The sequence below is a fragment of the Aeromonas sp. QDB62 genome, assembly GCF_027705695.1.
In the GTDB taxonomy this organism is placed as follows: domain Bacteria; phylum Pseudomonadota; class Gammaproteobacteria; order Enterobacterales; family Aeromonadaceae; genus Aeromonas; species Aeromonas allosaccharophila.
Genome location: NZ_JAPDCD010000003.1, coordinates 78194 through 102897, shown reverse-complemented (window position 1 = coordinate 102897; position 24704 = coordinate 78194). Strand labels below are relative to the sequence as shown.

General features: G+C 60.9%; 20 protein-coding genes. 4 read left to right on the top strand and 16 right to left on the bottom strand.

Going from position 1 to position 24704, the window contains the following annotated elements; all coding sequences use genetic code 11:
* Positions 1-55: 55 nt before the first annotated feature.
* The 5 genes from OKC27_RS02520 to prfB form a co-directional block, all read right to left on the bottom strand.
* Positions 56-850: a phosphoadenylyl-sulfate reductase gene (locus OKC27_RS02520; RefSeq protein ID WP_270805915.1), complete on the bottom strand. Its 795-nt coding sequence runs from the start codon at positions 848-850 to the stop codon at positions 56-58.
* Positions 840-2552, bottom strand: a complete 1713-nt coding sequence (gene cysI / locus OKC27_RS02515; RefSeq protein WP_182938093.1) for an assimilatory sulfite reductase (NADPH) hemoprotein subunit — start codon at positions 2550-2552, stop codon at positions 840-842. Before cysI ends, OKC27_RS02520 begins: the two co-directional genes overlap by 11 nt.
* The gene (locus OKC27_RS02510) at positions 2552-4339 is read right to left on the bottom strand and encodes an assimilatory sulfite reductase (NADPH) flavoprotein subunit (protein ID WP_182938092.1); all 1788 of its coding nucleotides are present in this window, start codon (positions 4337-4339) and stop codon (positions 2552-2554) included. The genes cysI and OKC27_RS02510 overlap by 1 nt, the downstream gene beginning before the upstream one ends.
* Positions 4340-4551: 212 nt before the next feature.
* Positions 4552-6087, bottom strand: coding sequence for a lysine--tRNA ligase (lysS, locus tag OKC27_RS02505; RefSeq protein WP_042061015.1), 1536 nt, complete (start codon positions 6085-6087; stop codon positions 4552-4554).
* 16 nt (positions 6088-6103) lie between these two features.
* A protein-coding gene (prfB, locus tag OKC27_RS02500) for a peptide chain release factor 2 (protein ID WP_270805914.1) occupies positions 6104-7202 on the bottom strand; the annotation gives its coding sequence in 2 pieces (ribosomal slippage) (positions 6104-7126 and positions 7128-7202; 1098 coding nt in all).
* 255 nt (positions 7203-7457) lie between these two features.
* Between prfB and OKC27_RS02495 the strand changes: the two genes are divergently transcribed.
* Positions 7458-9329, top strand: coding sequence for a methyl-accepting chemotaxis protein (locus tag OKC27_RS02495; RefSeq protein ID WP_182939783.1), 1872 nt, complete (start codon positions 7458-7460; stop codon positions 9327-9329).
* A 239-nt stretch (positions 9330-9568) separates the two neighbouring features.
* Here OKC27_RS02495 and gltS read toward each other — a convergent pair whose 3' ends face one another.
* Positions 9569-10768 (bottom strand): sodium/glutamate symporter, encoded by a 1200-nt coding sequence (gene gltS / locus OKC27_RS02490; RefSeq protein ID WP_042061020.1) that lies wholly within the window; start codon positions 10766-10768, stop codon positions 9569-9571.
* Positions 10769-11214: 446 nt separating this feature from the next.
* Between gltS and ansA the strand changes: the two genes are divergently transcribed.
* Complete coding sequence (ansA, locus tag OKC27_RS02485) at positions 11215-12222, top strand: asparaginase (protein ID WP_182938091.1); 1008 nt, start codon at positions 11215-11217, stop codon at positions 12220-12222.
* A 310-nt stretch (positions 12223-12532) separates the two neighbouring features.
* Here ansA and OKC27_RS02480 read toward each other — a convergent pair whose 3' ends face one another.
* A complete protein-coding gene (locus OKC27_RS02480) occupies positions 12533-12841 on the bottom strand; it encodes a YeaC family protein (RefSeq protein WP_182938090.1) in 309 nt (102 codons plus the stop codon).
* Between the two features lie 62 nt (positions 12842-12903).
* Positions 12904-14337 carry a glyceraldehyde-3-phosphate dehydrogenase gene (locus tag OKC27_RS02475; protein ID WP_182938089.1) on the bottom strand — a complete coding sequence of 478 codons (1434 nt, stop codon included), beginning with the start codon at positions 14335-14337 and terminating at the stop codon, positions 12904-12906.
* A gap of 211 nt (positions 14338-14548) precedes the next feature.
* On the opposite strand from OKC27_RS02475, the gene OKC27_RS02470 reads away from it, so the two are divergent.
* Both OKC27_RS02470 and OKC27_RS02465 read left to right on the top strand, forming a co-directional pair.
* On the top strand, positions 14549-15349 hold the full coding sequence (locus OKC27_RS02470) for a DUF2989 domain-containing protein (RefSeq protein ID WP_058052715.1): 801 nt from the start codon (positions 14549-14551) through the stop codon (positions 15347-15349).
* A 7-nt stretch (positions 15350-15356) separates the two neighbouring features.
* Positions 15357-15920 (top strand): NUDIX domain-containing protein, encoded by a 564-nt coding sequence (locus tag OKC27_RS02465; RefSeq protein ID WP_182939782.1) that lies wholly within the window; start codon positions 15357-15359, stop codon positions 15918-15920.
* 104 nt (positions 15921-16024) lie between these two features.
* Here OKC27_RS02465 and lipA read toward each other — a convergent pair whose 3' ends face one another.
* From lipA to mrdA, 8 genes are all read right to left on the bottom strand, one after another.
* A complete protein-coding gene (lipA, locus tag OKC27_RS02460; RefSeq protein ID WP_111805253.1) occupies positions 16025-16990 on the bottom strand; it encodes a lipoyl synthase in 966 nt (321 codons plus the stop codon).
* 85 nt (positions 16991-17075) lie between these two features.
* Positions 17076-17753, bottom strand: a complete 678-nt coding sequence (gene lipB / locus OKC27_RS02455) for a lipoyl(octanoyl) transferase LipB (RefSeq protein WP_182938088.1) — start codon at positions 17751-17753, stop codon at positions 17076-17078.
* A 62-nt stretch (positions 17754-17815) separates the two neighbouring features.
* Complete coding sequence (gene ybeD / locus OKC27_RS02450) at positions 17816-18079, bottom strand: DUF493 family protein YbeD (protein WP_042061038.1); 264 nt, start codon at positions 18077-18079, stop codon at positions 17816-17818.
* A 292-nt stretch (positions 18080-18371) separates the two neighbouring features.
* Positions 18372-19568: a D-alanyl-D-alanine carboxypeptidase family protein gene (locus tag OKC27_RS02445; protein WP_042061040.1), complete on the bottom strand. Its 1197-nt coding sequence runs from the start codon at positions 19566-19568 to the stop codon at positions 18372-18374.
* Positions 19569-19754: 186 nt separating this feature from the next.
* A complete protein-coding gene (locus OKC27_RS02440; protein WP_182938087.1) occupies positions 19755-20738 on the bottom strand; it encodes a septal ring lytic transglycosylase RlpA family protein in 984 nt (327 codons plus the stop codon).
* Positions 20680-21678, bottom strand: a complete 999-nt coding sequence (gene mltB / locus OKC27_RS02435) for a lytic murein transglycosylase B (protein ID WP_182938086.1) — start codon at positions 21676-21678, stop codon at positions 20680-20682. The genes OKC27_RS02440 and mltB overlap by 59 nt, the downstream gene beginning before the upstream one ends.
* Complete coding sequence (gene rodA / locus OKC27_RS02430; RefSeq protein ID WP_042061047.1) at positions 21678-22781, bottom strand: rod shape-determining protein RodA; 1104 nt, start codon at positions 22779-22781, stop codon at positions 21678-21680. Before rodA ends, mltB begins: the two co-directional genes overlap by 1 nt.
* A complete protein-coding gene (mrdA, locus tag OKC27_RS02425; RefSeq protein ID WP_182938085.1) occupies positions 22774-24696 on the bottom strand; it encodes a penicillin-binding protein 2 in 1923 nt (640 codons plus the stop codon). The genes rodA and mrdA overlap by 8 nt, the downstream gene beginning before the upstream one ends.
* Between the last annotated feature and the right edge of the window lie 8 nt (positions 24697-24704).

The window sequence follows — 24704 nt, the reverse complement described above, 5'->3', positions numbered from 1 at the left end:
AAACGCCCGGCAGTAGTTGTCGGGCGCTTTTTATGGTCAGAACCTTGAAGAGGGATCAGATACCCGAGCCGTCGTGCTCGCCGTTATCCTCGTGCAGGCCACACTCGCGCTTGAGGCCAAAGAAGCGGGTCTGCTCCTCGCTCATGCCCGGCTCCCATTTGGTGGTGGTGTGGACATCGCCCACCGACAGGTAACCCTGCTCCCACAGCGGGTGGTAGGGGAGGTCGAACTCCTTGAAGTAGTAGAATACGTCCTTGTTGCTCCAGTCGATCACCGGCAGGAACTTGAAGCGGCCGCGCTGGATGGCCAGCACCGGCAGCTTGCCACGGCTGCCCGCCTGCTCGCGGCGCAGACCGGAGAACCAGGTCTGGGCGCCGAGCTCGCGCAAGGCGCGGTCCATCGGCTCCACCTTGTTGAGCTGGTTGTAGCGGGTGATCCCCTCCACCCCCTGCTCCCACAAGAGGCCAAATCGGGCCTCCTGCCAGGCCGGACTGAGTTCGGCCCGATAGATCTTCAGGCTGAGCGCGAGGCGCTCGGTCAGCTCGTCGATAAAGCGGTAGGTCTCGAGAAAGAGATAACCGGTATCGGTCAGCACCACTGGCACATCGGCCCGCTCGCGGCTTACCAGATGGAGCATCAGCGCCGCCTGAATGCCGAAGCTCGAGGAGAGCACATGCTCCCCCGGCAGATTGGCCAGAGCCCAGCGCACCCGCTCGGGGGCGCTCATGGTATCCAGCTCCCGGTTGAGGGGCGCCAGCGCCTCGGCCTGCTCTTCACGGCCGAGGGTCAGCAGTGCCTGCAGGTCAAGGCGGCCATCTTCAGTGACATTAAGCGGCAGATTAAGCAGCATAGAAGTCCCTCGCGGAGTCGATAACGGGGGCAATCACCCCAACCCGGATCACGAAGTCGCCGAAGCACTCACCCTGATTGCGCTCGGTTGCCCAGCGGCCGATCAGCGCGTCGAGTTCGGCCAAAATCTGCGGCTCGGTGATGTTCTCCTGATAGAGGCGCGGAATGCGGGTGCCCTCCAGGTTGCCCCCCAAATGGAGGTTGTAGCGGCCGGGCGCCTTGCCCACCAGACCCACTTCCGCCAGCATGGCGCGGCCGCAGCCGTTGGGGCAGCCGGTGACCCGGAAGACGATGGCATCATTCGCCAGCTCATGTTTGGCCAGCAGCCCCTCGATGTCGGTGACAAAGGCGGGCAACATGCGCTCCGCCTCGGCCATCGCCAGCGGGCAGGTGGGCAGGGCCACGCAGGCCATGGACTGCTTGCGCTGCTCGCTCACGCCGTCATCCAGCAGGCCGTACTGGCGCGCGAGTGCTTCGATGCGGGCCTTCTCGCCAGCCGGGACGCCTGCGATGATCAGGTTCTGGTTGGCGGTCAGGCGAAAATCCCCCTGATGCACTTTGGCGATCTCCAGCATGCCGCTTTTGAGCGGCTTGCCCGGGAAGTCCAGCAGGCGGCCATTCTCGATAAACAGGGTGAGGTGGTGCTTGCCGTCGATCCCCTCGACCCAACCGAAGCGATCGCCACGGCTGGTGAACTCATAGGGGCGACTCTCGGCGAAGGGGATACCTGCGCGGTTTTCCACCTCGGCCTTGAACGCCTCGACGCCAACCCGTTCAAGGGTGTACTTGGTCTTGGCGTTCTTGCGGTTGACCCGGTTGCCCCAGTCGCGCTGGGTGCTGACCACGGCGGCCGCCACCTCCAGCACGTGGGAGAGCGGAATGAAGCCAAAGTCGCTCGCTTTGCGCGGGTAGGTGGTGGTGTCGCCGTGGGTCATGGCGAGACCGCCCCCCACCAGCACGTTGAAGCCCACCAGCTTGCCGTGATCGGCAATGGCCACGAAGTTGAGATCGTTGGCGTGGATGTCCACATCGTTGTGGGGCGGGATGACCACGGTTGTCTTGAATTTGCGCGGCAGGTAGTTGGAGCCCAGGATCGGCTCCTCGTCACCCCCCAGCTTCTCGCCATCCAGCCAGATCTCCACGTAGGCGCGGGTCTTGGGCAGCAGGTGCTCGGAAATCTTCTTGGCCCACTCGTAGGCCTCCTGGTGCAACTCGGACTCCACCGGGTTGCTGGTGCAGAGCACGTTGCGGTTCACGTCCCCCGCGGTGGCGATGGAGTCGATACCTGTGCTGTTGAGGGTCTGGTGCATCAGCTTGATGTCGCGCTTCAGCACCCCGTGGAACTGGAAGGTCTGGCGGGTGGTCAGGCGGATGCTGCCGTACATGCTGTGTTCTTCGGCGAACTTGTCGATCACCTGCCACTGGGCCGGGGTGATGATGCCGCCGGGCAGGCGGGCGCGCAGCATGACGTTGTGCAGGGGCTCCAGCTTCTGGGCGGCGCGCTCCGGGCGGATGTCGCGGTCATCCTGCTGATACATGCCGTGAAAGCGGATCAGCTGGAAATTGTCGCCGTTGAAGCCGCCGGTGAGCGGGTCCTGCAGATCTTCGGCGATGGTGCCGCGCAGGAAGTTGCTCTCGCGCTTGAGGCGTTCGTTGTCAGCCAGCGGCCCTTCGACCGGTCCCGGAATAAGTTGTTTGCTCATCAATAGACATCCCTTTGATAACGTTTGGCACGACGCAATTCGCTCAGATACTCTTCTGCTTCCTCACGGCTCTTGTGGCCGTGTTCCGCAATCACTTCCAGCAGGGCTTCCTGCACATCCTTCGCCATGTGGTTGGCGTCGCCACACACATAGAAGTGAGCGCCTGCTTCCAGCCACTGGTAGAGCTCAAGCCCTGCCTCGCGCAGACGGTCCTGTACATAAATCTTGTTGGCCTGATCCCGGCTGAAGGCCAGGGAGATCTTGGACAGCAGGCCCGATTTCACATAACGCTGCCACTCCACCTGATAGAGGAAGTCCTGGGTGAAGTGGGGGTTGCCGAAGAAGAGCCAGTTCTTGCCCTCTGCCCCCTGTGCTTCCCGCTCCTGCAGGAAGGCGCGGAACGGGGCAATGCCGGTACCCGGGCCCACCATGATGACGGGGGTGTCGGGATTGGCGGGCAGGCGGAAGTTGTCGTTGTGCTCCACGAACACCCGGACCTCGGCATCTTCCGGCAGACGGTCCGCCAGATAGGAGGAGGCGCCGCCGCTTCGCACTGTGCCATCTTCTTGCGGGTAGCGCACCACGCCGACGGTCAGGTGCACCTCTTCTTCCACCTCGCTCTGGGCGGAGGCGATGGAGTAGAGGCGGGGGGTGAGGGGGCGCAGCAGCCCGACCAGCTGCTCGGCGGTGAGGGCGGTCGGGAAGCGCTTCAGTACATCCACCACTTGGGCAGAGGCGACCAGTGCATTGACCTGGGCCTTGTCACCGGCCAGATCTTTCAGCGCCGCGTTGTCTGATATATCAGCGAGTCCTGTGATAAAGCCGCCGTGCAGCCGGGTCAGTTCGAAGTGACCGGTCAGGGCGGCGTGCAAGGTGCCGTGGGCTGTGGCTTCATCGCCAGAGAGGTTGGTCAGGGCCAGCACTTCGCCCACCAGAGCTGCGTCGTTGTCAAACCAGATCCCGAGGGCATCCCCCGGCTGATAGGCGAGTCCCGAGGACTCGAGGCTGATCTCGATATGGCGGATATCCTTGGTGGAATCCCGGCCGGTGATCTTCTGAGTGACAGACAGGCGGGCAGGGAAGGGGTTCTCCTTGCTGTACTGGCTGTGGCCAACCGCCTGCTGCACCGCGCTGGTCACGCTGCTGGCCGCACCGGTAGAGAGGGTCGCGGCAATGGCGTTGAGCGCCTGTTCGCCCCACGCCTTGGCTGCATCCTGATAATCCACATCGAGGCTGGCGAGCTCATAAATCCGCTCGCCTCCAGCGGTGGCGAGGAAGTTGTCAAAATCTTTGCCGGTCTGGCAGAAGAATTCATAGGAGCTGTCACCCAGCCCCAGCACCGCGAATTTGAGCCCGTCCAGCTTGCCGATCTTGCCTTTTTTAAGCTGCTCGAACAGATCGACGGCGCTCTCCGGCGGTTCACCCTCCCCGTAAGTGCTCACTACTACCAGCAGGTGGCTCTCTTTCTTGAGCTGCTTGGGTTTGTAGTCAGCCATCGACGCGAGGGTGACGGGCAGGCCACGGGCCTCGGCCTGCGCCTTGATGGCACTGGCGACACCTTTGGCGTTGCCGGTCTGGGAGCCGTAGAGAATGGTCAGGCTGCCACTGGGCGCAGCCACGGCGGCGCTGGCGACAACGCTCTGGTGACCGGTCTGGGAGAGGCCGTAGAGATATCCGCTCACCCAGGCCAGTTGCTGGGTATTGAGGGTCGAGAGTACCTGACTCAGCTGACGTTGCTGTTCGTCAGAGAGGGGGGAAAGGTTGAATGGGGAATCCTTCAATTGCATCACACGCGTCTTCCATGGTCTGATTTTTGGCCAGATTAAAGGGCGTGTTGGCTAACAACAAAGAATAAAAATATCTTCTTTATTCCATTATTGAATTTTGAAAGTGATTTTGCGGTAAAGGAGATAGAAAAACGCCCCGCAGTGGCAGGGCGTTTTTATTGGCGTATCACGCTCGGGAGTGCCCCAAGGGATGCCGCTGACTTCTGTGGGCCTTACTTCTGCGGACGCAGAGCCGGGAACAGAATGACGTCACGGATGGTGTGGCTGTTGGTGAACAGCATCACCAGACGGTCGATACCGATACCCTGACCGGCAGTCGGCGGCAGGCCGTGTTCCAGCGCGGTAACGAAGTCGGCGTCGTAGAACATGGCTTCGTCGTCGCCAGCTGCTTTCTGATCAACCTGATCCTGGAAGCGCTTGGCCTGGTCTTCTGCATCGTTCAGCTCGGAGAAGCCGTTGGCCAGCTCGCGGCCACCGATGAAGAATTCGAAGCGGTCAGTCACGTCCGGGTTCACGTCGTTGCGGCGAGCCAGCGGAGAAACGGCGGCCGGGTATTCGGTGATGAAGGTCGGTTGCAGCAGCATGTGCTCCACGGTCTCTTCGAAGATCGCGGTGATCACGTGGCCCAGCTCCCAGCCCTTCATCAGCTCGATGTGCAGACGCTTGGCAACGGCCTTGGCGCTCTCGAGGGTAGCCAGATCGTCCAGGGTCACATCCGGGTTGAACTTCAGGATGGACTCGACCATGGTGAGGCGCTGGAACGGCTGACCGAAATCGATGGTCAGGCCCTCTTCGCCCTCTTTGGCGTAACGGATCTTGGTGTCGCCCAGAATGTCCTGCGCCAGGGTGCGCAGCAGCTCTTCGGTCAGGTCCATCAGATCGATGTAGTCGGCATAGGCCATGTAGAACTCGATCATGGTGAACTCGGGGTTGTGACGCACCGAGATACCTTCGTTACGGAAGTTGCGGTTGATCTCGTAGACACGCTCGAAGCCACCGACCACCAGACGCTTCAGGTAGAGCTCCGGTGCGATACGCAGGTACATGTCGATGTCCAGCGCATTGTGGTGAGTGACGAACGGACGCGCGGAGGCACCACCCGGGATGACTTGCATCATCGGGGTTTCCACTTCCATGAAGCGCTTCTCGTTGAAGAACTTGCGGATACCGGCAACCACCTGGGTGCGGATCATGAAGGTCTTGCGGGACTCTTCGTTGGCGATCAGATCCAGGTAACGCTGGCGGCAGCGAGCTTCCTGATCGGTCAGGCCTTTGTGCTTCTCGGGCAGCGGACGCAGTGCCTTGGTCAGCAGGCGGATATCGGAAACGTGAACGGAGAGCTCACCGGTCTGGGTCTTGAACAGGGTACCTTCGACACCCACGATGTCGCCCAGATCCCACTTCTTGAACTGCTCGTTGTAGAAACCTTCCGGCAGGTCGTCACGGGTGACGTAGACCTGGATCTTGCCGGCCATGTCCTGCAGGGTGGCGAAAGAAGCCTTGCCCATGATCCGGCGGGTCATGATGCGACCGGCAATCTTCACCCGTTTACCCAGGCTCGTCAGCTCCTCGGCGCTCTTGTCGTCAAACTCTGCGTGCAGATCGCCAGAGAGGCTGTCGCGACGGAAGTCGTTCGGGAAAGGATTACCCTGGGCGCGCAGGGCGGCCAGCTTGGAACGACGCTCAGTCATCTCGTTGTTGAGTTCGAGTGAATGATCGACTTCCGGAGTGATGGTTTGTTCAGACATGGTGATTCCTGCTTGTTTACAGACCTGATTTCAGGCTGGCTTCGATAAACTTGTCCAAGTCACCGTCGAGCACCGATTGGGTATTACGGGTTTCGACGCCGGTGCGCAGATCCTTGATACGGGAGTCATCCAGCACATAGGAACGGATCTGGCTGCCCCAACCGATATCGGACTTGGTCTCTTCAAGGGCTTGTTTCTCAGCGTTCTGCTTATGAATTTCCAGCTCGTAGAGCTTGGCTTTCAGCTGCTTCATACACTGGTCTTTGTTTTTGTGCTGAGAACGGTCGTTCTGGCACTGTACCACGACACCGGTCGGTACGTGGGTAATACGCACCGCAGATTCGGTCCGGTTAACGTGCTGACCACCGGCACCGGAGGCGCGGTAAACGTCGATACGCAGATCCGCCGGGTTGATCTCGATGTCGATATCGTCGTCGATCTCGGGATAGACAAACACGGAGCAGAAGGAGGTGTGACGGCGGCCACCGGAATCGAACGGGGACTTGCGCACCAGACGGTGTACGCCGGTTTCGGTACGCAGCCAGCCGAATGCATATTCGCCGCTGAACTTGACGGTGGCAGACTTGATGCCAGCCACGTCGCCGTCGGAGCATTCAATCAGCTCTGGCTTGTAGCCGTGGGCATCGCCCCAGCGCAGGTACATGCGCAGTACCATGTTGGCCCAATCCTGCGCTTCGGTACCACCGGAGCCGGACTGGATATCGATATAGCAGTCGGAGCCGTCATGCTGACCGGAGAACATGCGGCGGAACTCGAGATCCACCAGCTTGGCTTCCAGCTGTTCGGATTCGGCAATGGCTTCGTTGAAGGTCTCTTCGTCTTCCCCTTCCACCGCCAGGCTCACCAGCATCTCGACGTCATCCACGCCCTGGGTCAGGGTGTCGATGGTGCCGACCACGTTTTCCAGCGTGACGCGCTCTTTGCCCAGCGCCTGTGCGCGCTCGGGTTCATTCCATACGTCCGGCTGTTCCAGCTCGGCGTTGACCTCTTCTAGACGCTCTTTCTTGGCGTCATAGTCAAAGGTACCCCCTAAGAAGCTCGGTCCGCTCAGACAGCTCCTTAAGTTTATTTAATACGGGATTAACTTCGAACATCGTGAAAACTCTCAGGGTCGATGTGACTTAAAAACGGGATATTCTAGCCAATTGTGGAAGGAATAAACAGGGTTGCCTTGGTTTGCGCACCCTATGTAGTCAATTTCTGGTGCACTTTTCCTCACCTCGGTAGAAAATATCGCCCGCAGACCCATTTTCAGGTTCAGTTTTGGCCGTTCCGGCCGCTAATGACTACGTAGTGTTGTGCACTGTTAGGGAAAAACCCGCTCCTCACCTCAATAAGAAGAACACATGATGAAAAACCTGTCACTCAAGCAGAAGATACTGTTGTCAGTGGTGATCGCCCTTTCGTTGGTGATTTCGTTGCTCTCCTGGCAGAGCTATAGCAGCCAGAAGAATCTGTTGCTGCAAGGCAGCCAGGAGCAGCTGCAGCGGCTGGGCACCCAGCAGGCTGCCAGCGTCAGTGACTGGCTCTCGGCCCGTCGCGACGTGATCCAGGCGCTCGGCAACAAGGCGAGCTCCGAACCTCTCAATGCCTTGCAACAGGCACAAGTCTCCGGCCGTTTCCAGCTCACCTATTTCGGTGAGAGCAGCGGCAAGATGCACGACTCCGATCCCTCCATCAACCGCGATGGCTACGACCCGCGCTCCCGTGGCTGGTATCAGGAGGCGATGAGCAAGGGTGGCCTGATTGTCACCAAACCCTATCTTGACGTGGCCTACAACATCATGGTGGTGACCCTGGCCCAGCCGGTTTCTGGCGGGGTGATCGGGGGTGACCTCTCCATCGCCTCGCTGGTGGAAGACGTGACCAAGATGCAGCTGCCTGCCGACGGTTTCGCCATCATGATGCACAAGGATGGCACCATCATCGCCTACAAGGATGCCGCCAAGGCGATGAAACCGGCCAGCGAGATCGACAATGATCTGACCAACGCGCTGATCGAGCAGAGCAAGTCGAGCAAGGAGCTGGTACCGGCTTATTTTGACAACGAAGGTCGCGACAAGCTGCTGTGGGCAGTCGATATCCCAGATACCGACTGGGAACTGGTGCTGGTGCTGGACAAGGCCGCTCTGGAAGCGCCGCTCTCCTCCCTGCTGATGACCCAGCTGGGCATGGCGCTGCTGGTGCTGGTGGGCAGTATCCTCGCCATCTCCTGGCTGGTCAGCATGCTGCTTGGCCCGCTCACCAAGGTATCCCAGGCATTGGCCCGCATTGCCGACGGTAACGGCGATCTGACCCAGCGCATCAAAATCGACGCCAACGACGAAGTGGGCCAACTGGCCAACAGCTTCAACCGTTTCGTCGGCAGTCAGCACCAGCTGATCGGCAATATCCGCAAGCTGGCCAACGAGCTGAACGCCGATGCCGAGCGCAGTCTGGTGACCAACCAGGCCGCGGTGGACGAGCTGCAGCGTCAGCAGCAGGAGGTGACCATGGTCGCCACGGCGGTCACCGAGATGGCGAGCGCCACCATGGAGATCGCCGGCAACGCCGAGAATACCGCCGCCGCTGCCCAGCAATCTGCCCAGAGCAGTGAGCAGGGCAAGATGCTGGTCAACAAGACTCGCCAGTCCATCAATGGTCTGGCCGAAGAGGTGGGGCAGGCGACCGAGGTGATCGGCGAGCTGAGCCGCCACGCGCAGGCCATCACCAGCATCCTCTCCACCATTCAGGGCATTGCCGAGCAGACCAACCTGCTGGCGCTGAACGCGGCCATCGAAGCGGCTCGCGCCGGTGAGCAGGGCCGAGGTTTTGCGGTGGTCGCTGACGAGGTGCGGGTGCTGTCGCGCCGTACCCAGGACTCCACCCAGCAGATCCAGTCCACCATCGAGACCCTGCAGCAGACCACCGCCCGAGCGGTGAGCCTGATGCAGACCAGTCAGGGTCTGGCGGACAACAGCGTGCAGGATGCGGATCAGGCCGTGCGCGCGCTGGAAGAGATCACCAGCGCCATCTCCCTCATCTCCGACATGGCGGGCCAGATCGCCACGGCAGCCGAGGAGCAGACCCAGGTGACCGGCGAGATCACCCAGAACACCACTGCCATCAAGGATGTGAGTGACGAGAGCACCGCCGCCGCCATGCGCGATCTGGATCAGGCCCAGAGCCTCAAAGGGCGTGCCACTGACCTGAACCAGCAGGTGTCGACCTTTATCCTGTAAGGCGCACGTTCCGACCTGTTCGGGCTGACATTAACAAGCCCCGCCCTCTTTCGAGTGCGGGGTTTTTTGTTGTTCGGGGGATGCGGGGCTTGGGGATTCCGGGTTGTCTGGGTTGCTCGCTGGTCACCTTGGTGCCGGATACGATCCCCGGCTCTGCCTGCGTCAGCTGGCGAGTAGAGAGTAAGCAAAGAGCCCACCGAAAGGTGGGCTCTGATCATATACGTCTGACGGAAAGGGAATTACAGGAACGGCATCGCCATAAACAGCTTGATCACCATGGCGTTGATGATGTCGATGAAGAAGGCGCCCACCATGGGCACTACCAGAAACGCCAGGTGGGAGGGGCCAAAGCGCTGGGTGATGGCCTGCATGTTGGCAATCGCCGTCGGGGTGGCCCCGAGGCCAAAGCCGCAGTGGCCTGCCGCCAGCACGGCCGCATCGTAATTGCTGCCCATCACCCGGAAGGTGACGAAGATGGCGTAGAGCGCCATCGCCACGGTCTGGGCGGCCAGCAGGATGAAGATGGGCAGGGCCAGACTGGCCAGATCCCACAATTTCAGGCTCATCAGCGCCATGGCGAGGAACAGCGACAGGCTGACGTTGCCGAGCAGGGAGACCTCGCGGTCGCTCACCTCATGCCAGTTCAGCAGGGTCAGGACGTTGCGCAGCAGCACGCCGACAAACAGCACGCAGACAAAGATCGGCAGCTCGAAGGCGCCCCCTTTGAGAGAGGCCGAGAGCAGCTCGCCACCCTTGAGGCTGATGGCGATCAGTGCCAGCGTCTCAATCAGGCTGAAGGTAGTGAGGGGGCGCTCCATATCGGGCATTTCGAAGCCCTTGGGGGCCTCATCCTGGTTGTGCTCTTCACCGGGCACCTGCACTTTCTTCACCAGATAGCGAGCGACCGGGCCGCCGATCAGACCGCCCAGTACCAGACCGAAGGTGGCACAGGCGATGGCGAGTTCGGCGGCGGATTGCACGCCGTACTTCTCGGAGAAGGTGGCACTCCAGGCCGCACCGGTGCCGTGGCCGCCGGAGAGGGTGATGGAGCCTGCCAGCAGCCCCATGTGGGGATCCAGACCGAGCAGGGTCGCCAGACCGACACCCAGACTGTTCTGCACCAGCAGCAGGCCGGTGACCACCATCAGGAAGGTAACCACCGCCTTGCCGCCGCGTTTCAGGCTGGCGAGATCGGCGGAGAGACCGATGGAGGCGAAGAAGGCCAGCATCAGCGGAGTTTGCAGGCTGGTATCAAATTGCAGCTCCATCTGCAGGGTGGAGCGCAGCAATAGCAGTACCAGCGCGACCACCAGGCCGCCGGCTACCGGTTTGGGGATGTTGAAGGTTCGCAGCAGCCCGACCCGGGTGACCAGCACCCGGCCAAGCAGCAATACCAGAGTGGCAGCGACCAACGTTGCGTAGGAATCAAGTTGTAACATTCAGTACTCCCATGTTGATTGGCTGTGTCTTTCATAGCAAAAGACTTACAGATTCAGCCGGGATGAAAACAGTGTGGCTCATGCGCCAACAAAGAAGGGGAAACATCTCCCCGCCCCAGGAAAGATGGGGCTTGTGCGGGCCTGAAATGCTCAGGCATCCAGATGAGATTTTAGTAAAATCCGGCGGATTGTAGCAAAAAGCATCGTTTAATTCCATCTTTGTCGTATTAATGCTCGTTTTAGTTGTTTATTGTGACATTTAACACTATGGGGGTAGTGGGCAAAAATGCCGAAAACAGTGCATGGAACGGCTGTCATTTGGGGCGCCAGTCTCTATAATTCGCCGGTTTCCGCTGCGCGCAGAGGAGCTGGCGGGCGTTGACATTGTGGTTCACCCCGACATGGCTCATGTTCCGGCGGTGTTCACTTCATCAAGAGGAGAGGGTGTGAAGAAGTCTATCTACATTGCCTACACAGGCGGCACCATTGGGATGCAGCGTTCCGATCACGGCTACGTGCCGATGGCGGGCTTTATGGAAGACTGTCTGGCGCGGATGCCCGAGTTCCACCGCCCCGAGATGCCGGATTACCATATCCACGAATATGCGCCCCTTATCGACTCCTCCGACATGACCCCGGCGGACTGGCAGCGCATCGCCGAGGACATTCGCGACAACTATGAAAAGTACGACGGCTTTGTGATCCTGCACGGCACCGATACCATGTCGTTCACCGCCTCGGCGCTCTCCTTCATGCTGGAAGATCTACACAAGCCGGTCATCATCACCGGCTCCCAGATCCCGCTGGCCGAGTTGCGCTCCGACGGTCAGCAGAACTTGCTCAACGCCCTCTATATTGCGGCCAACTACCCGATCCACGAGGTGACGCTGTTCTTCAACAACCAGCTCTATCGCGGCAACCGCAGCAAGAAGGTGCATGCCGACGGCTTCCACGCCTTCGACTCCCCCAACTATCCGCCGCTGCTCAACGCCGGGATCGCCATCTCGCTGGAAGCGGGTGAGCTGGGTGTGCCGTCCGAGCGGCCGCTGGTGCTGCACGACATCACCCCCCAGCCCATCGGCGTGGTGACCCTCTATCCGGGCATCTCCAGCGAGGTGATCGCCAACATCCTGCAACAGCCGGTGAAGGCGCTTATCCTGCTGTCGTTTGGGGTGGGCAATGCGCCGCAGAACCCGGCCATGCTGGCGCTGCTCTCCGAGGCATCTGCCCGCGGCGTTATCATCGTCAACCTGAGCCAGTGTCTGCACGGCAAGGTCAATATGGGGGGTTACGCCACTGGCAATGCCCTGTCGCGGGCCGGGGTGATCTCGGGCTTTGACATGACCGCCGAGGCGGCGCTCACCAAGCTGCACTTCCTGCTGAGCCAGGAGTTGCCCTCCCACCGCATTCGCGAGCTGATGCAGCAGTCGCTGCGCGGGGAGCTGACGCCCTGAGCATTGCGGCCCTCACCCTAACCCTCTCCCGGCGGGAGAGGGAATAGAGCGAGGTGCGGTTGGCCACGAGGCTTGCCATGAAGATCGCCTGCAGGTGGCCCGCTTACTGTCTGCAGGCTGCGAGCCTGCTCCCTTCTCCCCTGGCGGGAGAAGGACCGGGGATGAGGGGGATGAGTCACCCTGCAGAGAGAGGGAAAAAGAGGGGAGCCATCATGGCTCCCCTCTTTGCTATTTATCGCACTCTTTATCGAACTATGTATCGCTCTCTCGCTATTCGATTGGCCGCCGCGAGACGGGATGGCGAGCGGTCTCAGTGGTTGAGATTGACCCGCACTATCTCTTCCTCAATCGGCTGATTTTCATCACGAAACAGTCTCTTGAGCTCACTTTTGCTCTTCATCACGATCTCGCCATCGCGGCCGATGTTCATATGTTCGGGGTTGTCGAGATGCATCGCCTGCCACGCCATCACGGCTTGCAGCGACGTGGCTTTCTGCTCGTCGGTGAGGGGCTTGCCATCGGGCCACTTGCCCAGCTCGACTGCGGTCTTGAGCCGCTCGTACACCTCTTGTGGCATCTGCCTGATTGCTTGCAAAAACTCACCCTGTTGAAACGACATCCGGCCTCTCCTTGAACTATTGAGCCATAAACTGCGGGATCTGACGGGCAGATCCTGGCGGGCTATGCAGGTAGATCCTGGCGGACTACGCCAGCCATCTGCTCCATCACCCGCACGACCTGACAACTGTACCCGAACTCGTTGTCATACCATACGTAGAGCACGCAGTGATCCCCCTCGGCGATGGTCGCCAGGGAGTCGACGATGCCCGCATAACGGGAACCCACCATATCTGAGGAGACCAGCTCGGTGCTGGCGCTGAAGTCGATCTGGCGATGGAGCGCCGAGCTTAGCGCCATCTGTTGCAGATAGACGTTGAGGTTCTCCCGATCGGTGGCCTGCTCCAGTGACAGATTGATAATCGCCAGCGAGACATTGGGGGTCGGCACCCGGATGGCGTTGCCGGTCAGCTTGCCTTTTAGTTCGGGCAGCGCCTTGGCCACCGCCTTGGCGGCGCCGGTGCTGGTCATCACCATGTTGAGGGCGGCGCTGCGACCGCGGCGCTCGCCCTTGTGATAGTTGTCGATGAGGTTCTGATCGTTGGTGTAGGAGTGGACCGTCTCCACGTGGCCGTGGCGGATGCCGTAACGTTCCTGCATCACCTTGAGCACCGGGGTGATGGCGTTGGTGGTACAGGAGGCGGCGGAGATGATCTTGTCATCCGGGCCTATCACCTCGTGGTTGACCCCGAACACCACGTTCTTCATCTCCCCCTTGCCGGGGGCGGTCAGCAGCACCTTGCCGGCACCACGCGCTTTCAGGTGCTCGGAGAGACCCGCCTCATCGCGCCAGACGCCGGTGTTGTCGACGATCAGCGCATCGTGAATGCCGTAGGCGGTGTAGTCGATGTCGGCCGGACTATTGGCGTAGATCACCTGAATAAAGGTGCCGTTGGCGATGATGGCACTGCGATCACTATCCACTTCGATAGATCCGTTGAAGGGGCCGTGCACCGAGTCGCGGCGCAGCAGGCTGGCGCGTTTCTCCAGATCTCCGTCGCGGCCGCCACGCACCACGATGGCACGCAGGCGCAGCGGATTGGCGGCGCCGGTACGCTCGATGAGCAGGCGGGCCAGCAGGCGGCCGATACGGCCAAAACCGTAGAGCACCACGTCGGTGGCTTGCGGCATCTGGCTGCGGCCAAGGGCCGGCGCCAGTCTGGCTTGCAGATAGTCCTCGATCCCCGCCTCATCCTGATGATCCTGCCAGTAACACACCGCCAGTTTGCCCAGATCGATCTCGGCGGCGGTGGGTTTCAGGGCAACGATGGCCTGGAGCAGGGGGAAGCTTTGCTGGATGGGGAGGGGAGCGCCCTGGTGGCGGCGGACGACCCGGTGGGCCTTGAGGATATCGATGGTGGAGGCGTTTTGCAGCGGGCGGCCGTAGAGGGTGATCTCGACCCCTTGTTGTCGGTAGAGGCGACCAATCAAGGGCTGCATGGCTTCGGCGAGCTCCTGGCTCTCCTGCCACGCTTGCAAGTAGTGCTCGTGGGTCATTGACCAGATCCTTTATTTCACGTTGTTGGTGTAAATAGAAAATTCGTCGAATGCAGATCAGTGTAGGGGTGTATATTTCGTTATATTATTCTGCAATCGCGGCCTTATATGGCGCGCGCATTGTAATGGATATGTAACCGGTTTGCTAGCCGTAGGTGGCCGCTCGAGGCTCCCGTTGTTACCAACCTGCGTTATCAACAAGATGTGAGCCATGGCCAATTTCCCCCTGCGACAGACTTTCATCATGCTTTCCGTCGGCCTTGCCGTGGCGGGCTGCAATGACGACCGGATCCACAATATTTGCAGCAACCATCCCGAGCTCTGTCAGGATCTGGTGGACGATGGCTGGTGCCGCTACGAGCGTACCGACATCATTCGCAGCCGCTTCTATCTCAAGGAGGAGGGGACTGATCGGCGCAAGTACGAGCTGATGCGCAACCTTGAGCGCTATCTCAAGTGTGCCGAGCGCTCCACCAACATCGAGTACAAGAATGCCCGCGAGCAGAAGAGCCCGCGGGTGGAGGGGATGCTGGCGGCCGGGGATCAGCTGGCCCAGCTCGATGTGGCCACCCGCAACTCGCAAGATCCCTATCTGCTGCTCTGGCACTGGACCAACAACACTAACGAGCTGGCCCGCCAGCAGTTTATGGCGCTGGAAGGTTCCAAGGTGCTCGACGAGCCGGAGCTGCAACTGGCGCTCGGCGGTATCTACGCCAAGAGCGACCCCGAGAAGGCCATCGCCACCCTGCAGCGCGGCCTCTCCCTCTATCGGGAGGGAGAGCAGGTCAACAGTCGCATGCTCACCTCTCTCAGCACCCTCTACATGGGTCAGAAGCAGTACGGGCTGGCCTATTTGTGGGGCAAGGTGAGCGAGTCGTTTCAGGATGCGCCAGAGGTCTCTGCCAAGCGTTTTGGCATCTATCACTCCCTGAGCAAGACCGAGCAGGATGGCTACGATGTGCGGGCTGCCGAGATTGTCGAGCAGCTCAAGCATGGCAACTACCGGCCCTGATGCAGTGATGACGACGCTCTCCCCGGCCAGCTGCTGGCCCAATCCGTTCGATCTCTCTTTCGTTCATGGCGAGGTAATCACCGATGGCCGCACCCTGGAGCGGCTCACGGTGCGTGCCGTGGTGCCCCGTGGCGACGAGCTGCTGCTGGTTCACTCACGGGTTAACGGCGATCTGATGTTCCCCGGTGGTGGCGTTGAAGCGGGGGAAAACCACCATGTGGCGTTGGCCCGCGAGCTGCTGGAGGAGTGCGGTGCCGAGCTGATGGAAGTGGGGGCTCTGCTTGGCGAGACCCGTGAATATCGCGCCGCCCGCGAGCCCGGGTTTGATGCCTACTGCATCCGCTCGCTCTACTACTTGTGCCGGATTGGCGATCAGCTGGTGGCGCCGCAGCCGCAGCCCTACGAGATCCGCCTCGGCTTCGTGCCCGGCTGGTTTGCCCTCGACGAGGCGCTGCAGACCAACAAGACCCAGCTGGCGGGGCCCTGTCCCCAATGGACGGCGCGGGAGACCCGGGTGCTGGCCCAGCTGCAACGCTGGCATCAGCAGGGGATCTTCGACAACGGCAACTGAGTAGATCAAGCCGCAACGGTCAGGGATACCTACAAAAAGAGCGCCAATAGGCGCTCTTTTTAATTGAGATGGAGGCGGTTACTTGGCCGCTCTGTCGTGCGAGGTTATTTGACCTCTTCACCCTTGGCTTGCAGATCCGCGTGGTAGGAGGAGCGCACGAAGGGGCCGCAGGCGGCGTGGGTAAAGCCCAGCTCCATGGCGACATCTTTCAGCTCGTCAAACTCTGCAGGCGGCACGTAACGCTTCACCGGCAGGTGGTGGCGGCTCGGCTGCAGATACTGACCCAGGGTCAGCATATTGACGCCGTGGGCGCGCAGATCTTTCAGCACCTCGACGATCTCTTCGTTGGTTTCGCCAAGACCCATCATGACACCGGATTTGGTCGGTACATGGGGGTGCATCTCTTTGATGCGGCGCAGCAGCTCCAGCGACCACTTGTAGTCGGCACCCGGGCGGGCGACCCGATACATGCGCGGCGCAGTTTCCAGATTGTGGTTGAAGACATCCGGCGGGGTGTCGCGGAACACCTCCAGCGCCTGCTCCATCCGGCCACGGAAGTCCGGGGTCAGGATCTCGATGCGGGTCTGCGGGCTGTGCTCGCGGATCTGCTTGATGCAGTCGGCAAAGTGCTGGGCACCGCCGTCGCGCAGGTCATCGCGGTCCACCGAGGTGATCACCACGTATTTGAGCCCCATCTCCTTGATGGTGAGTGCCAGCTTTTTCGGCTCTTCCGGATCGAGTGCCAGCGGGCGGCCGTGGGCCACGTCGCAGAAGGGGCAGCGGCGGGTGCAGATGGCGCCCATGATCATGAAGGTGGCGGTGCCGTGGTTGAAGCACTCGGCCAGGTTGGGGCAGGAGGCCTCTTCACACACCGAGTGCAGCTTGTTCTTGCGCAAGGTGCTCTTGATGTGTTCGATCTTCTGGCTGGAGGGGGGCAGCTTGATCCGCATCCAGTCCGGCTTGCGAAGGAGTTCTTCGTTGGGATCCGGCATGAATTTCACCGGGATCAGGGCCATCTTGTCGCCATCGCGCAGCTTGACGCCCGGCTCCATACGAACGGGTTTGCTCATGATTCACTCTCGGTGTTTGTTATTGTCTGGTTGGTAGCCATCAGGGTCTGCTCGGAGCCCTCATGGTTGCACGGCATGGGGTTGCTCATGCTGCTTCTTCGGTATTGATGATTGTTTGATAGCCAATCAGGTTGGCCAGTTCGGCCACCAGAATGGATTGCGCCTCGGCCACGCTTTGCGGGCCGCCCTGGGCGCTGGTCTGGGTCATGGCCATGCCCGCATAGCCGCACGGATTGATGTGCAGGAAGGGGGTCATGTCCATGTTGATGTTGAGGGCCAGCCCGTGGAACGAGCACCCCTTGCGGATGCGCAGGCCGAGCGAGGCCAGTTTGGCCTCCATGCCAAGGTCATTTTTCACATAGACGCCGGGGGCATCGGCCTTGGCATAGGCCTGAATATCGCTCTTGGCGAGGGTATTGATGATGGCTGTCTCCAGCGCGGTCACCAGCTCGCGAACCGAGAATTTGCAGCGGCGGACATCCACTAGTACGTAGAGCACCAGCTGGCCCGGGCCGTGATAGGTCACCTGACCGCCGCGATCGCTCTGCACCACCGGGATATTGCCCGGATTGAGCAGGTGTTCGGCCTTGCCGGCCTGACCCTGGGTGTAGACGGGATCGTGCTCGACCACCCAGAACTCGTCCGGGGTGTCGGGGGTGCGGTTGTCGGTGAAGGCTTTCATGGCGTCCCATACCGGCTGGTAGGGGCGGCGACCCAGCTGCCTGACAATCAGGCTGGACTGGGCGGGGATCTGGGATGACATGGCGTCCTCGCGGCGTGCTGCGGCCAAAAACAGTCGCCCCGCAGAACGGGGCGAGAGAGAAATTACAGTACGTATTTCACCAGCTCGATCTTGCCAAGGGCGTGGTACATCGCTTCGATGTGCTCTTTGCTCTGGGCCGTCACGGTCACGCGGACCGAGTGGTAGTTGCCCTTGGAGCTGGGCTGGACTGTCGGGCTGTAGGTGCCGGGGGCGTGCTGCTGCAGCACTTCAACCACCCTTTCCGGCAGTGCCGGGTCGGCAACGCCGAGCACCTTGAACGGGAATTTGCAGGGAAACTCCAGCAGTTCATCAAACTTGGTATTCATTTACTCACCTTTTGCGTCATCAACGGGATGACTTCATCTTGGATGGCTAGTGGCCGATGGCCCGTGGAGGCCGCCATTTCAAGTCTATATGGGCACGGCTCATAACTATATGGGCGCTGCCCGGACCGGGATCAAGGCCAGGATCGGTCAGACAAGGATGGAAGTGCTGCTTTTTACCACAAATCAGGGTAAGGCGGAACCTGCAGTTTACAGGGTTATTCACTGCCTTTGCCGGTCACAGACAGCAGCGGCGCCTGTTGGCGCCGCTGTTTGGTGAGGATTGTGCGTCGGATTACTTGAACCAGCTGGTGACCAGCAGTACCAGGTAGTCCCACAGACGGCTCATCAAGCCACCTTCCTGCACCTCTTCCAGGGCGACCAGCGGCACCTGCTTGATCTCTTTGTCGCCCTGCTTCAGGAACACGGTACCGACGCGCTGACCCTTGGCCAGCGGCGCTTTCAGCTCGCTGTCGAGCTGGAAGTCAGCCTTCAGGTTGTTGCCCTGACCACGGGTGACCAGCACGGAGACATCTTTGTCGACGCCCAGTTTCACTTCAGACTTGTCGCCCATCCAGATCTTCTGGGTGACCAGCTCGGTGCCAGCCTTGTACGGGGTCAGACTCTGGAAGAAGCGGAAGCCGTAGGTGAGCAGTTTTTTGCTCTCGGCGGCGCGGGAACCTTCGCTGCTGGCGCCCAGTACCACGGCGATCAGGCGCATGCCTTCGTTATTGGTGGCAGAGGAGACCAGGTTATAGCCGACCTGGCTGACGTGGCCGGTCTTGATGCCATCCACTTGCAGGGATTGATCCCACAGCAGGCGGTTGCGGTTGTGCTGGGTGATGCCGTTGAACACGAAGGATTTCTGGGAGTAGATCTTGTACTCCTCCGGCAGGTCGCGGATCAGCGCCTGACCCAGACGGGCCATGTCGTGAGCGGTACTGTAGTGACCTTCCGCATCCAGACCGTGCGGGTTCATGAAGTGGCTGTCGTTCATGCCGAGCTTGGCGGCCCAGCTGTTCATCAGGCTGGCGAAGGAGTCGGTGCTGCCTGCCAGGAACTCGGCCATGGCGACGCAGGCGTCGTTGCCGGACTGGATGATGATGCCCTTGTTCAGGTCATCGACGGAGACCTGCTTGCCCACCTCGATAAACATCTTGGAGGAGTCGGAGTAGTTCTTGGACCAGGCGTTCTGGCTGATGGTCACCATGTCGGTGCGCTTGATGTTCCCCTTCAGCAGCTCCTGGCCGATGATGTAGGAGGTCATCATCTTGGTCAGACTGGCGGGCGGCAGACGCTCTTCGGCGTTCTGCTCGGCCAGCACCTGACCGGAGTAGTAGTCGATCAGAATATGAGCCTTGGCGGAGATCTCCGGCGCGGCGGGTACCACCATGGGCATGGCATTCGGGGTCGGTGTCGGCACCGGCGTATTGGCCTGGGCGGTTACGCTGATCAGTGAGGCCAGAAGAACTGAACGGGCAAATTTGGACATCTTGAAATTCCTGCGAGCCAGATGGGGATAAAATGCGGGCCTAACTATACCAGATGCGCCCGCAGGTTATAGCCCGACATGGCGATCAGAACTGGTTTTTTATCCATCACTCCCTGTCATCACGCCATAAAACGACGTGATGACAGTGAGTAAGCGGTTAGTCACATCCGCGGCAAAAGGGGGCGATCAGGGGACGATAAAGGCCTGTTCCAGCCCGCCCTGACGTACTTTTTCCAGCACACTTGCCTGCTGGTCGGCGGCGACCGGGCCAATCAGCACCCGGAAAATGGCGCCATGGGCATCGACCCGGTAGGGCACGCCGTAACGCTGGGTCATCACCTTGCCCATCGCCTCGGCCCGCTCCCGGGAGCCGCTGGCCAGCACCTGGATCATCTTGCCATCACCACTGCTGGCGGGCGCTGCGGCCTTGGCTGGCGCTGGTTTAACCGGCGCCGCTTGGGCGGGCTTGGCTGTTGGCTCCTTGACAGGATCGGGGTCGGCGGCGGGAGTGGCCATCGCCAGTGCGGTCGGTTCACCCAGGAAGCCATCTTGTGACATGGTGTTCGGCGCCGCAGCAGCCGGGGTGGTCGGGGTCATCTCGATGGGCTTCATCGGCTCCATGATCACCATCTGATCCGGGGTGTCGTTGATCAGCTCCAGCCTTACCCGCGCTTCACCGCTATCGACCATCTCCAGCTGCTTGGCGGCCGCGTAGGAGAGATCGATCAGGTTAGAGCTGTTGAACGGGCCGCGATCGTTGACCCGCACTATGGTCTCCAGCCCATTGTCCAGATTGGTGACCCGCACATAGCTCGGGATGGGCAGGTTGCGGTGGGCGGCGCTGAACAGCTTGCTGTCCAGTACATCGCCGTTGGCGGTCTTCTGGCCATCCAGATCCGGCGACAGCCAGCTGGCGGTGCCCTCTTCGCTGTAGTGCTTGATATCGCGCCACACCTCGTTTTTCTGCTTGCCGATCCAGTAGTCCCGGTTGCCGCTGGCACTCAGGGGCTCGGGGCGCGGAATGGCGCCGGTGGCTTGCGGGATCTCGATAACGGGTGGCTTGCTGACCGGTGCTTGTGGCTCGACGGGGGCGGACTGTTCCGGCTGGCTGCTACAGGCGGCCAGCAACAAGCTCAGGCTGAGCGGGAGGAGTTTGTGACGAAGATGCATACGCTTCCTGAATGGCTTGGCTAAGTTGATACACCGCCATCGCATAGAGTGGGCTGCGATTGTAGCGGGTGATCACATAAAAGTTATGCCGTGCGACCCAGTATTCCGGTCCATCGGCTTGGGCAAACGCCAGTAACTTGACCGGCGTCTGTGGGGCCAGCGGCGTGGCGAGCTCAATCCCTGCCGCCGCCAGTTCTGACCACTGTTGTGTAAGCTCGGGCTCAGATCTCAGCAAAGGTTCGACTGCCATCAGCCCGATCTGGGCCGGTTCCACCACGGATTCGCCCCTGCGCCACTGGTGGCTGGCAAAATAGTTGGCCACGCTGCCGATGGCATCGACCGGGTTGGCAAACAGATCCCGTTTGCCATCCCCGTCAAAATCGACGGCGTAGTGGCGGTAGCTGGAGGGCATGAACTGCCCCATCCCCATGGCCCCGGCATAGGAGCCCTTGAGGCGCTCCAGCGGCCAGCCCTCTTCCCTCGCCAACAACACCAGCTGGGCAAACTCCTTGGCAAAGAAGTCGCTGCGCTCCGGGTAGTGAAACCCCAGGGTGTAGAGGCTATCGAGCACCGGATGACGGCCCATCTGGCGACCATAGAAGGTCTCGACCCCGATGATGGCCACGATGAGCGAGGCGGGCACCCGATAGGTCTGCTCCGCGCGGGCCAGCGTCGCCGCATGCTGCTGCCAGAACAGCTGGCCGTCACGGATGCGATCCGGGGTGACAAACAGCGGCCGGTAGCGATGCCAGGGTTTGGCCTCCCACGGCTTGCTGATGGTGTCGAGCACCTCCTGGCGCAGTTGGGCGCGGGCGACCGCGGCCTGCAACTCCGCCAGCGGCACTTGCTGCTGTTCGGCGAGCAGGGCCAAGCGATCCGGCGCCACGGCAGCGGTTGCCATCGAGGCGGCGAGAGAGAGCAGCAATCCAACCCGTTTCATCAGGCGAGCAGTCTTCTATGAGTCTGAATGGACATCAGTATGCCAAAGCCGGCCATCAGGGTCACCATGGAGGTGCCGCCATAACTCACCAGCGGCAGGGGAACCCCTACAACTGGCAGGATACCGCTCACCATGCCCATGTTGACGAACACATAGACGAAGAAGGTGAGGGTGATGGCGCCGCCCAGCAGTCGCTCGAAGCTGTTCTGGGCCTGCATCGAGATAAACAGGCAGCGGCTGATGACGTAGAGGTAGAGCACCAGCAGCAGGGCAACCCCCACCAGCCCGAACTCCTCGCTAAATACCGCGAAGATGAAGTCGGTATGGCGCTCGGGCAAGAACTCCAGCTGGGACTGGGTCCCTTGCAGCCACCCCTTGCCAAAGACGCCGCCGGAGCCGATGGCAATCTTGGACTGGATGATGTGATAGCCGCGGCCGAGCGGGTCTTTCTCCGGGTCGAGCAGCATCAGCACCCGCTGGCGCTGGTAGTCGTGCATCAGGAAGAACCAGAGCACCGGCATAAAGGCGACCATCAACATGACCGCCAGCCCGATCAGCCACCAGCTGAGTCCCGCCAGGAAGATGACGAAGAAGCCGGAGGCGGCCACCAGAATGGAGGTGCCAAGGTCGGGCTGGGCGGCGATCAGCAGGGTGGGCAGCAGCACCATGATGAGGGCGATCACCACATGGCTGAACTTGGGGGGCAGCGAGTGGCGACTGAGCCAGGCGGCCACCATGATCGGCATGGAGAGCTTCATTACCTCGGAGGGCTGGAACTTCATAAAGCCCAGATCGAGCCAGCGCTGGGCCCCCTTGCCGATGTGGCCGAACACGTCCACCGCAATCAGCATCAGTACCACCACGGCGAACAGCGGCACCGACCAGCGGGCGTAGAGGGAGGGGGGCAGCTGGGCCATGCCGATCATCAGAGCAAAGGCGAGGCCGCCGCGCACCAGCTGGCGCACGATGGAGTCGATATCCTGACCGGAGGCGGAGTAGAGCACTACCATGGAGAGGGTCATCACGGCCAGCAGACCGAGCAGCAGGGGCAAGTCGATATGCAGCTTGTACCAGATACTCTGCTGGCGAGCTGAATTACTCATGGGGGGCGACCTCACTCGGTTGGGACGGCTTTTCCGGTGCCGGTGGCAGTTGCGGATCAGGGGGCAGCAGATAGGCATCCAGCATCTGGCGAGCAATGGGCGATGCAGCCCGGCCACCACCACCACCGATGGAGTTTTCCAGCACCAGTGCCACTACTGCTTTGGGCGCCTCAAAGGGGGCATAGGCAACGAACAGGGCGTTATCGCGATGCTCCGCCTTGACGGTCTTGATGTTGTACACCTGATTTTCCTTCAGACCGACCACCTGAGCGGTGCCCGATTTGCCACCCGAGGAGTAAGGGGCCTTGGCGAACGAGTGACGGCCACTGCCTTCACTGCCATGGTTGACGCGCCACATCCCCTCCTGCGCCACTTTCCAGAAACTGTCGTTCTTGAGCTTGAGGGCGATATTGGGGTTGATGGGGGCATCGACCACCCCCGCCTGTGAGGCGGTGCTCTTGAGCAGGTGCGGGGTCACGTCGTGGCCGTTCTGGGTCAGGATGCTGATCGCCTTGGCCAGCTGGAGCGGGGTGGCGCTCCAGTAGCCCTGACCGATACCGACCGAGATGGTGTCACCCTGATACCAGGGCTGGCGCCAGCGGGCCATCTTCCAGTTGCGAGACGGCATGACGCCCTTGGTCTCTTCATAGAGATCGACGCCGGTGTACTGACCGAAGCCGAACTTGGTCATGTAGCTGTGGATCTTGTCGATGCCGACCCGATAGGCGAGATCGTAGAAGTAGGTATCTGCCGAGACCTCGATGGCGCGATAGACATCGAGCCAGCCATGACCCCAGCGGCGCCAGTCGCGGAACTTCTTGGTGGTACCGGGAATGGAGAAGCTCGGGCCGCCGAAATAGCGGTAGCCCGGGGTGATGGCCCCCTCGTTGAGGCCCATGATGGACATCATGGGTTTGACGGTGGAGGCGGGGGCATAAATGCCCTGAGTGGTGCGGTTCACCAGCGGCCGCGCCGGATCGTTGAGCAGCGCCGAGTAGTTGGCGCTGGAGATACCGGTCACGAACAGGTTGGGGTCATAGCTCGGGCTCGACTCCAGGGCCAGGATGGCGCCGGTTCTCGGGTCCATCATCACGATGGCACCGCGCTGGCCAGCCAGCAGTTGCTGGGCCTTGAGCTGCATCCGGACGTCGATATTGAGGTAGATATCCTGGCCGGGAATGGGCGGCTGGAACTTGAGGGTGCGGACAATCCGGCCGCGGTTGTTCACCTCGACCTCCTGATAGCCCGCCACGCCGTGCAGCTGATCCTCGTAATACTTCTCCACCCCCTGCTTGCCGATATCCTTGGTGGCCGCGTAGTTGGCGAGTTTTTCTTCCTTGTCGAGGCGCTCCACGTCACGGGTGTTGATCTTGGCCACATAGCCCAGCGCATGGGTGAGGGTGTCACCAAACGGGTAGTAGCGCTTCAGGTAGGCCTCGATGCTGGCGCCCGGGTAGTTGTGCTGGTTGACCGAGAAGAGGGCCACCTGATACTCGGTCAGCTTCTCGTAGAGGGCGACCGGCTTGAAGCGGCGCTGGCGCTTCACTTCGGCGAGGAACTTCTCCTTGGTGCCTTCCGGCAGCCCCAGCAGGGTGATCAGCTGGTCGGCGGTTTTTTCGAGATCCGTGGTCTCTTCCGGCACGATTTCCAGACTGTAGACCGGGCGGTTTTCCGCCAGCAGCACGCCGTTGGCGTCATAGATCAGCCCCCGTGGCGGCGCCACCGGCACCACGCGGATACGGTTAGAGTTGGAGCGAGTCTGGTAGGTGTCGTAGGACTCGACCTGCAGATAATAGAGATTGCCCAGCAGCACCAGCATCAGCACGACGATACCGATGTAGGCTACCAGGGTGCGCCGGAAGAACAGATTGCCCTCGGCACTGTGATCGCGCATTTCGATGCGTTGTTTCAGCATGCCTTTAC

What these genes read in the sequence shown, in the direction of transcription:
- lysS (WP_042061015.1), bottom strand. Translation starts at nt 6,087, where the DNA reads ATGTCTGAACAAACCATCACTCCGGAAGTCGATCATTCACTCGAACTC.
- OKC27_RS02470 (WP_058052715.1), top strand. Translation starts at nt 14,549, where the DNA reads ATGGCCAATTTCCCCCTGCGACAGACTTTCATCATGCTTTCCGTCGGC.
- lipB (WP_182938088.1), bottom strand. Translation starts at nt 17,753, where the DNA reads ATGTCATCCCAGATCCCCGCCCAGTCCAGCCTGATTGTCAGGCAGCTG.
- OKC27_RS02510 (WP_182938092.1), bottom strand. Translation starts at nt 4,339, where the DNA reads ATGCAATTGAAGGATTCCCCATTCAACCTTTCCCCCCTCTCTGACGAA.
- gltS (WP_042061020.1), bottom strand. Translation starts at nt 10,768, where the DNA reads ATGTTACAACTTGATTCCTACGCAACGTTGGTCGCTGCCACTCTGGTA.
- ybeD (WP_042061038.1), bottom strand. Translation starts at nt 18,079, where the DNA reads ATGAATACCAAGTTTGATGAACTGCTGGAGTTTCCCTGCAAATTCCCG.
- OKC27_RS02480 (WP_182938090.1), bottom strand. Translation starts at nt 12,841, where the DNA reads ATGTCGTTTCAACAGGGTGAGTTTTTGCAAGCAATCAGGCAGATGCCA.
- OKC27_RS02495 (WP_182939783.1), top strand. Translation starts at nt 7,458, where the DNA reads ATGAAAAACCTGTCACTCAAGCAGAAGATACTGTTGTCAGTGGTGATC.
- OKC27_RS02465 (WP_182939782.1), top strand. Translation starts at nt 15,357, where the DNA reads ATGACGACGCTCTCCCCGGCCAGCTGCTGGCCCAATCCGTTCGATCTC.
- mrdA (WP_182938085.1), bottom strand. Translation starts at nt 24,696, where the DNA reads ATGCTGAAACAACGCATCGAAATGCGCGATCACAGTGCCGAGGGCAAT.
- cysI (WP_182938093.1), bottom strand. Translation starts at nt 2,552, where the DNA reads ATGAGCAAACAACTTATTCCGGGACCGGTCGAAGGGCCGCTGGCTGAC.
- OKC27_RS02445 (WP_042061040.1), bottom strand. Translation starts at nt 19,568, where the DNA reads ATGTCCAAATTTGCCCGTTCAGTTCTTCTGGCCTCACTGATCAGCGTA.
- lipA (WP_111805253.1), bottom strand. Translation starts at nt 16,990, where the DNA reads ATGAGCAAACCCGTTCGTATGGAGCCGGGCGTCAAGCTGCGCGATGGC.
- OKC27_RS02520 (WP_270805915.1), bottom strand. Translation starts at nt 850, where the DNA reads ATGCTGCTTAATCTGCCGCTTAATGTCACTGAAGATGGCCGCCTTGAC.
- mltB (WP_182938086.1), bottom strand. Translation starts at nt 21,678, where the DNA reads ATGAAACGGGTTGGATTGCTGCTCTCTCTCGCCGCCTCGATGGCAACC.
- OKC27_RS02475 (WP_182938089.1), bottom strand. Translation starts at nt 14,337, where the DNA reads ATGACCCACGAGCACTACTTGCAAGCGTGGCAGGAGAGCCAGGAGCTC.
- rodA (WP_042061047.1), bottom strand. Translation starts at nt 22,781, where the DNA reads ATGAGTAATTCAGCTCGCCAGCAGAGTATCTGGTACAAGCTGCATATC.
- OKC27_RS02440 (WP_182938087.1), bottom strand. Translation starts at nt 20,738, where the DNA reads ATGCATCTTCGTCACAAACTCCTCCCGCTCAGCCTGAGCTTGTTGCTG.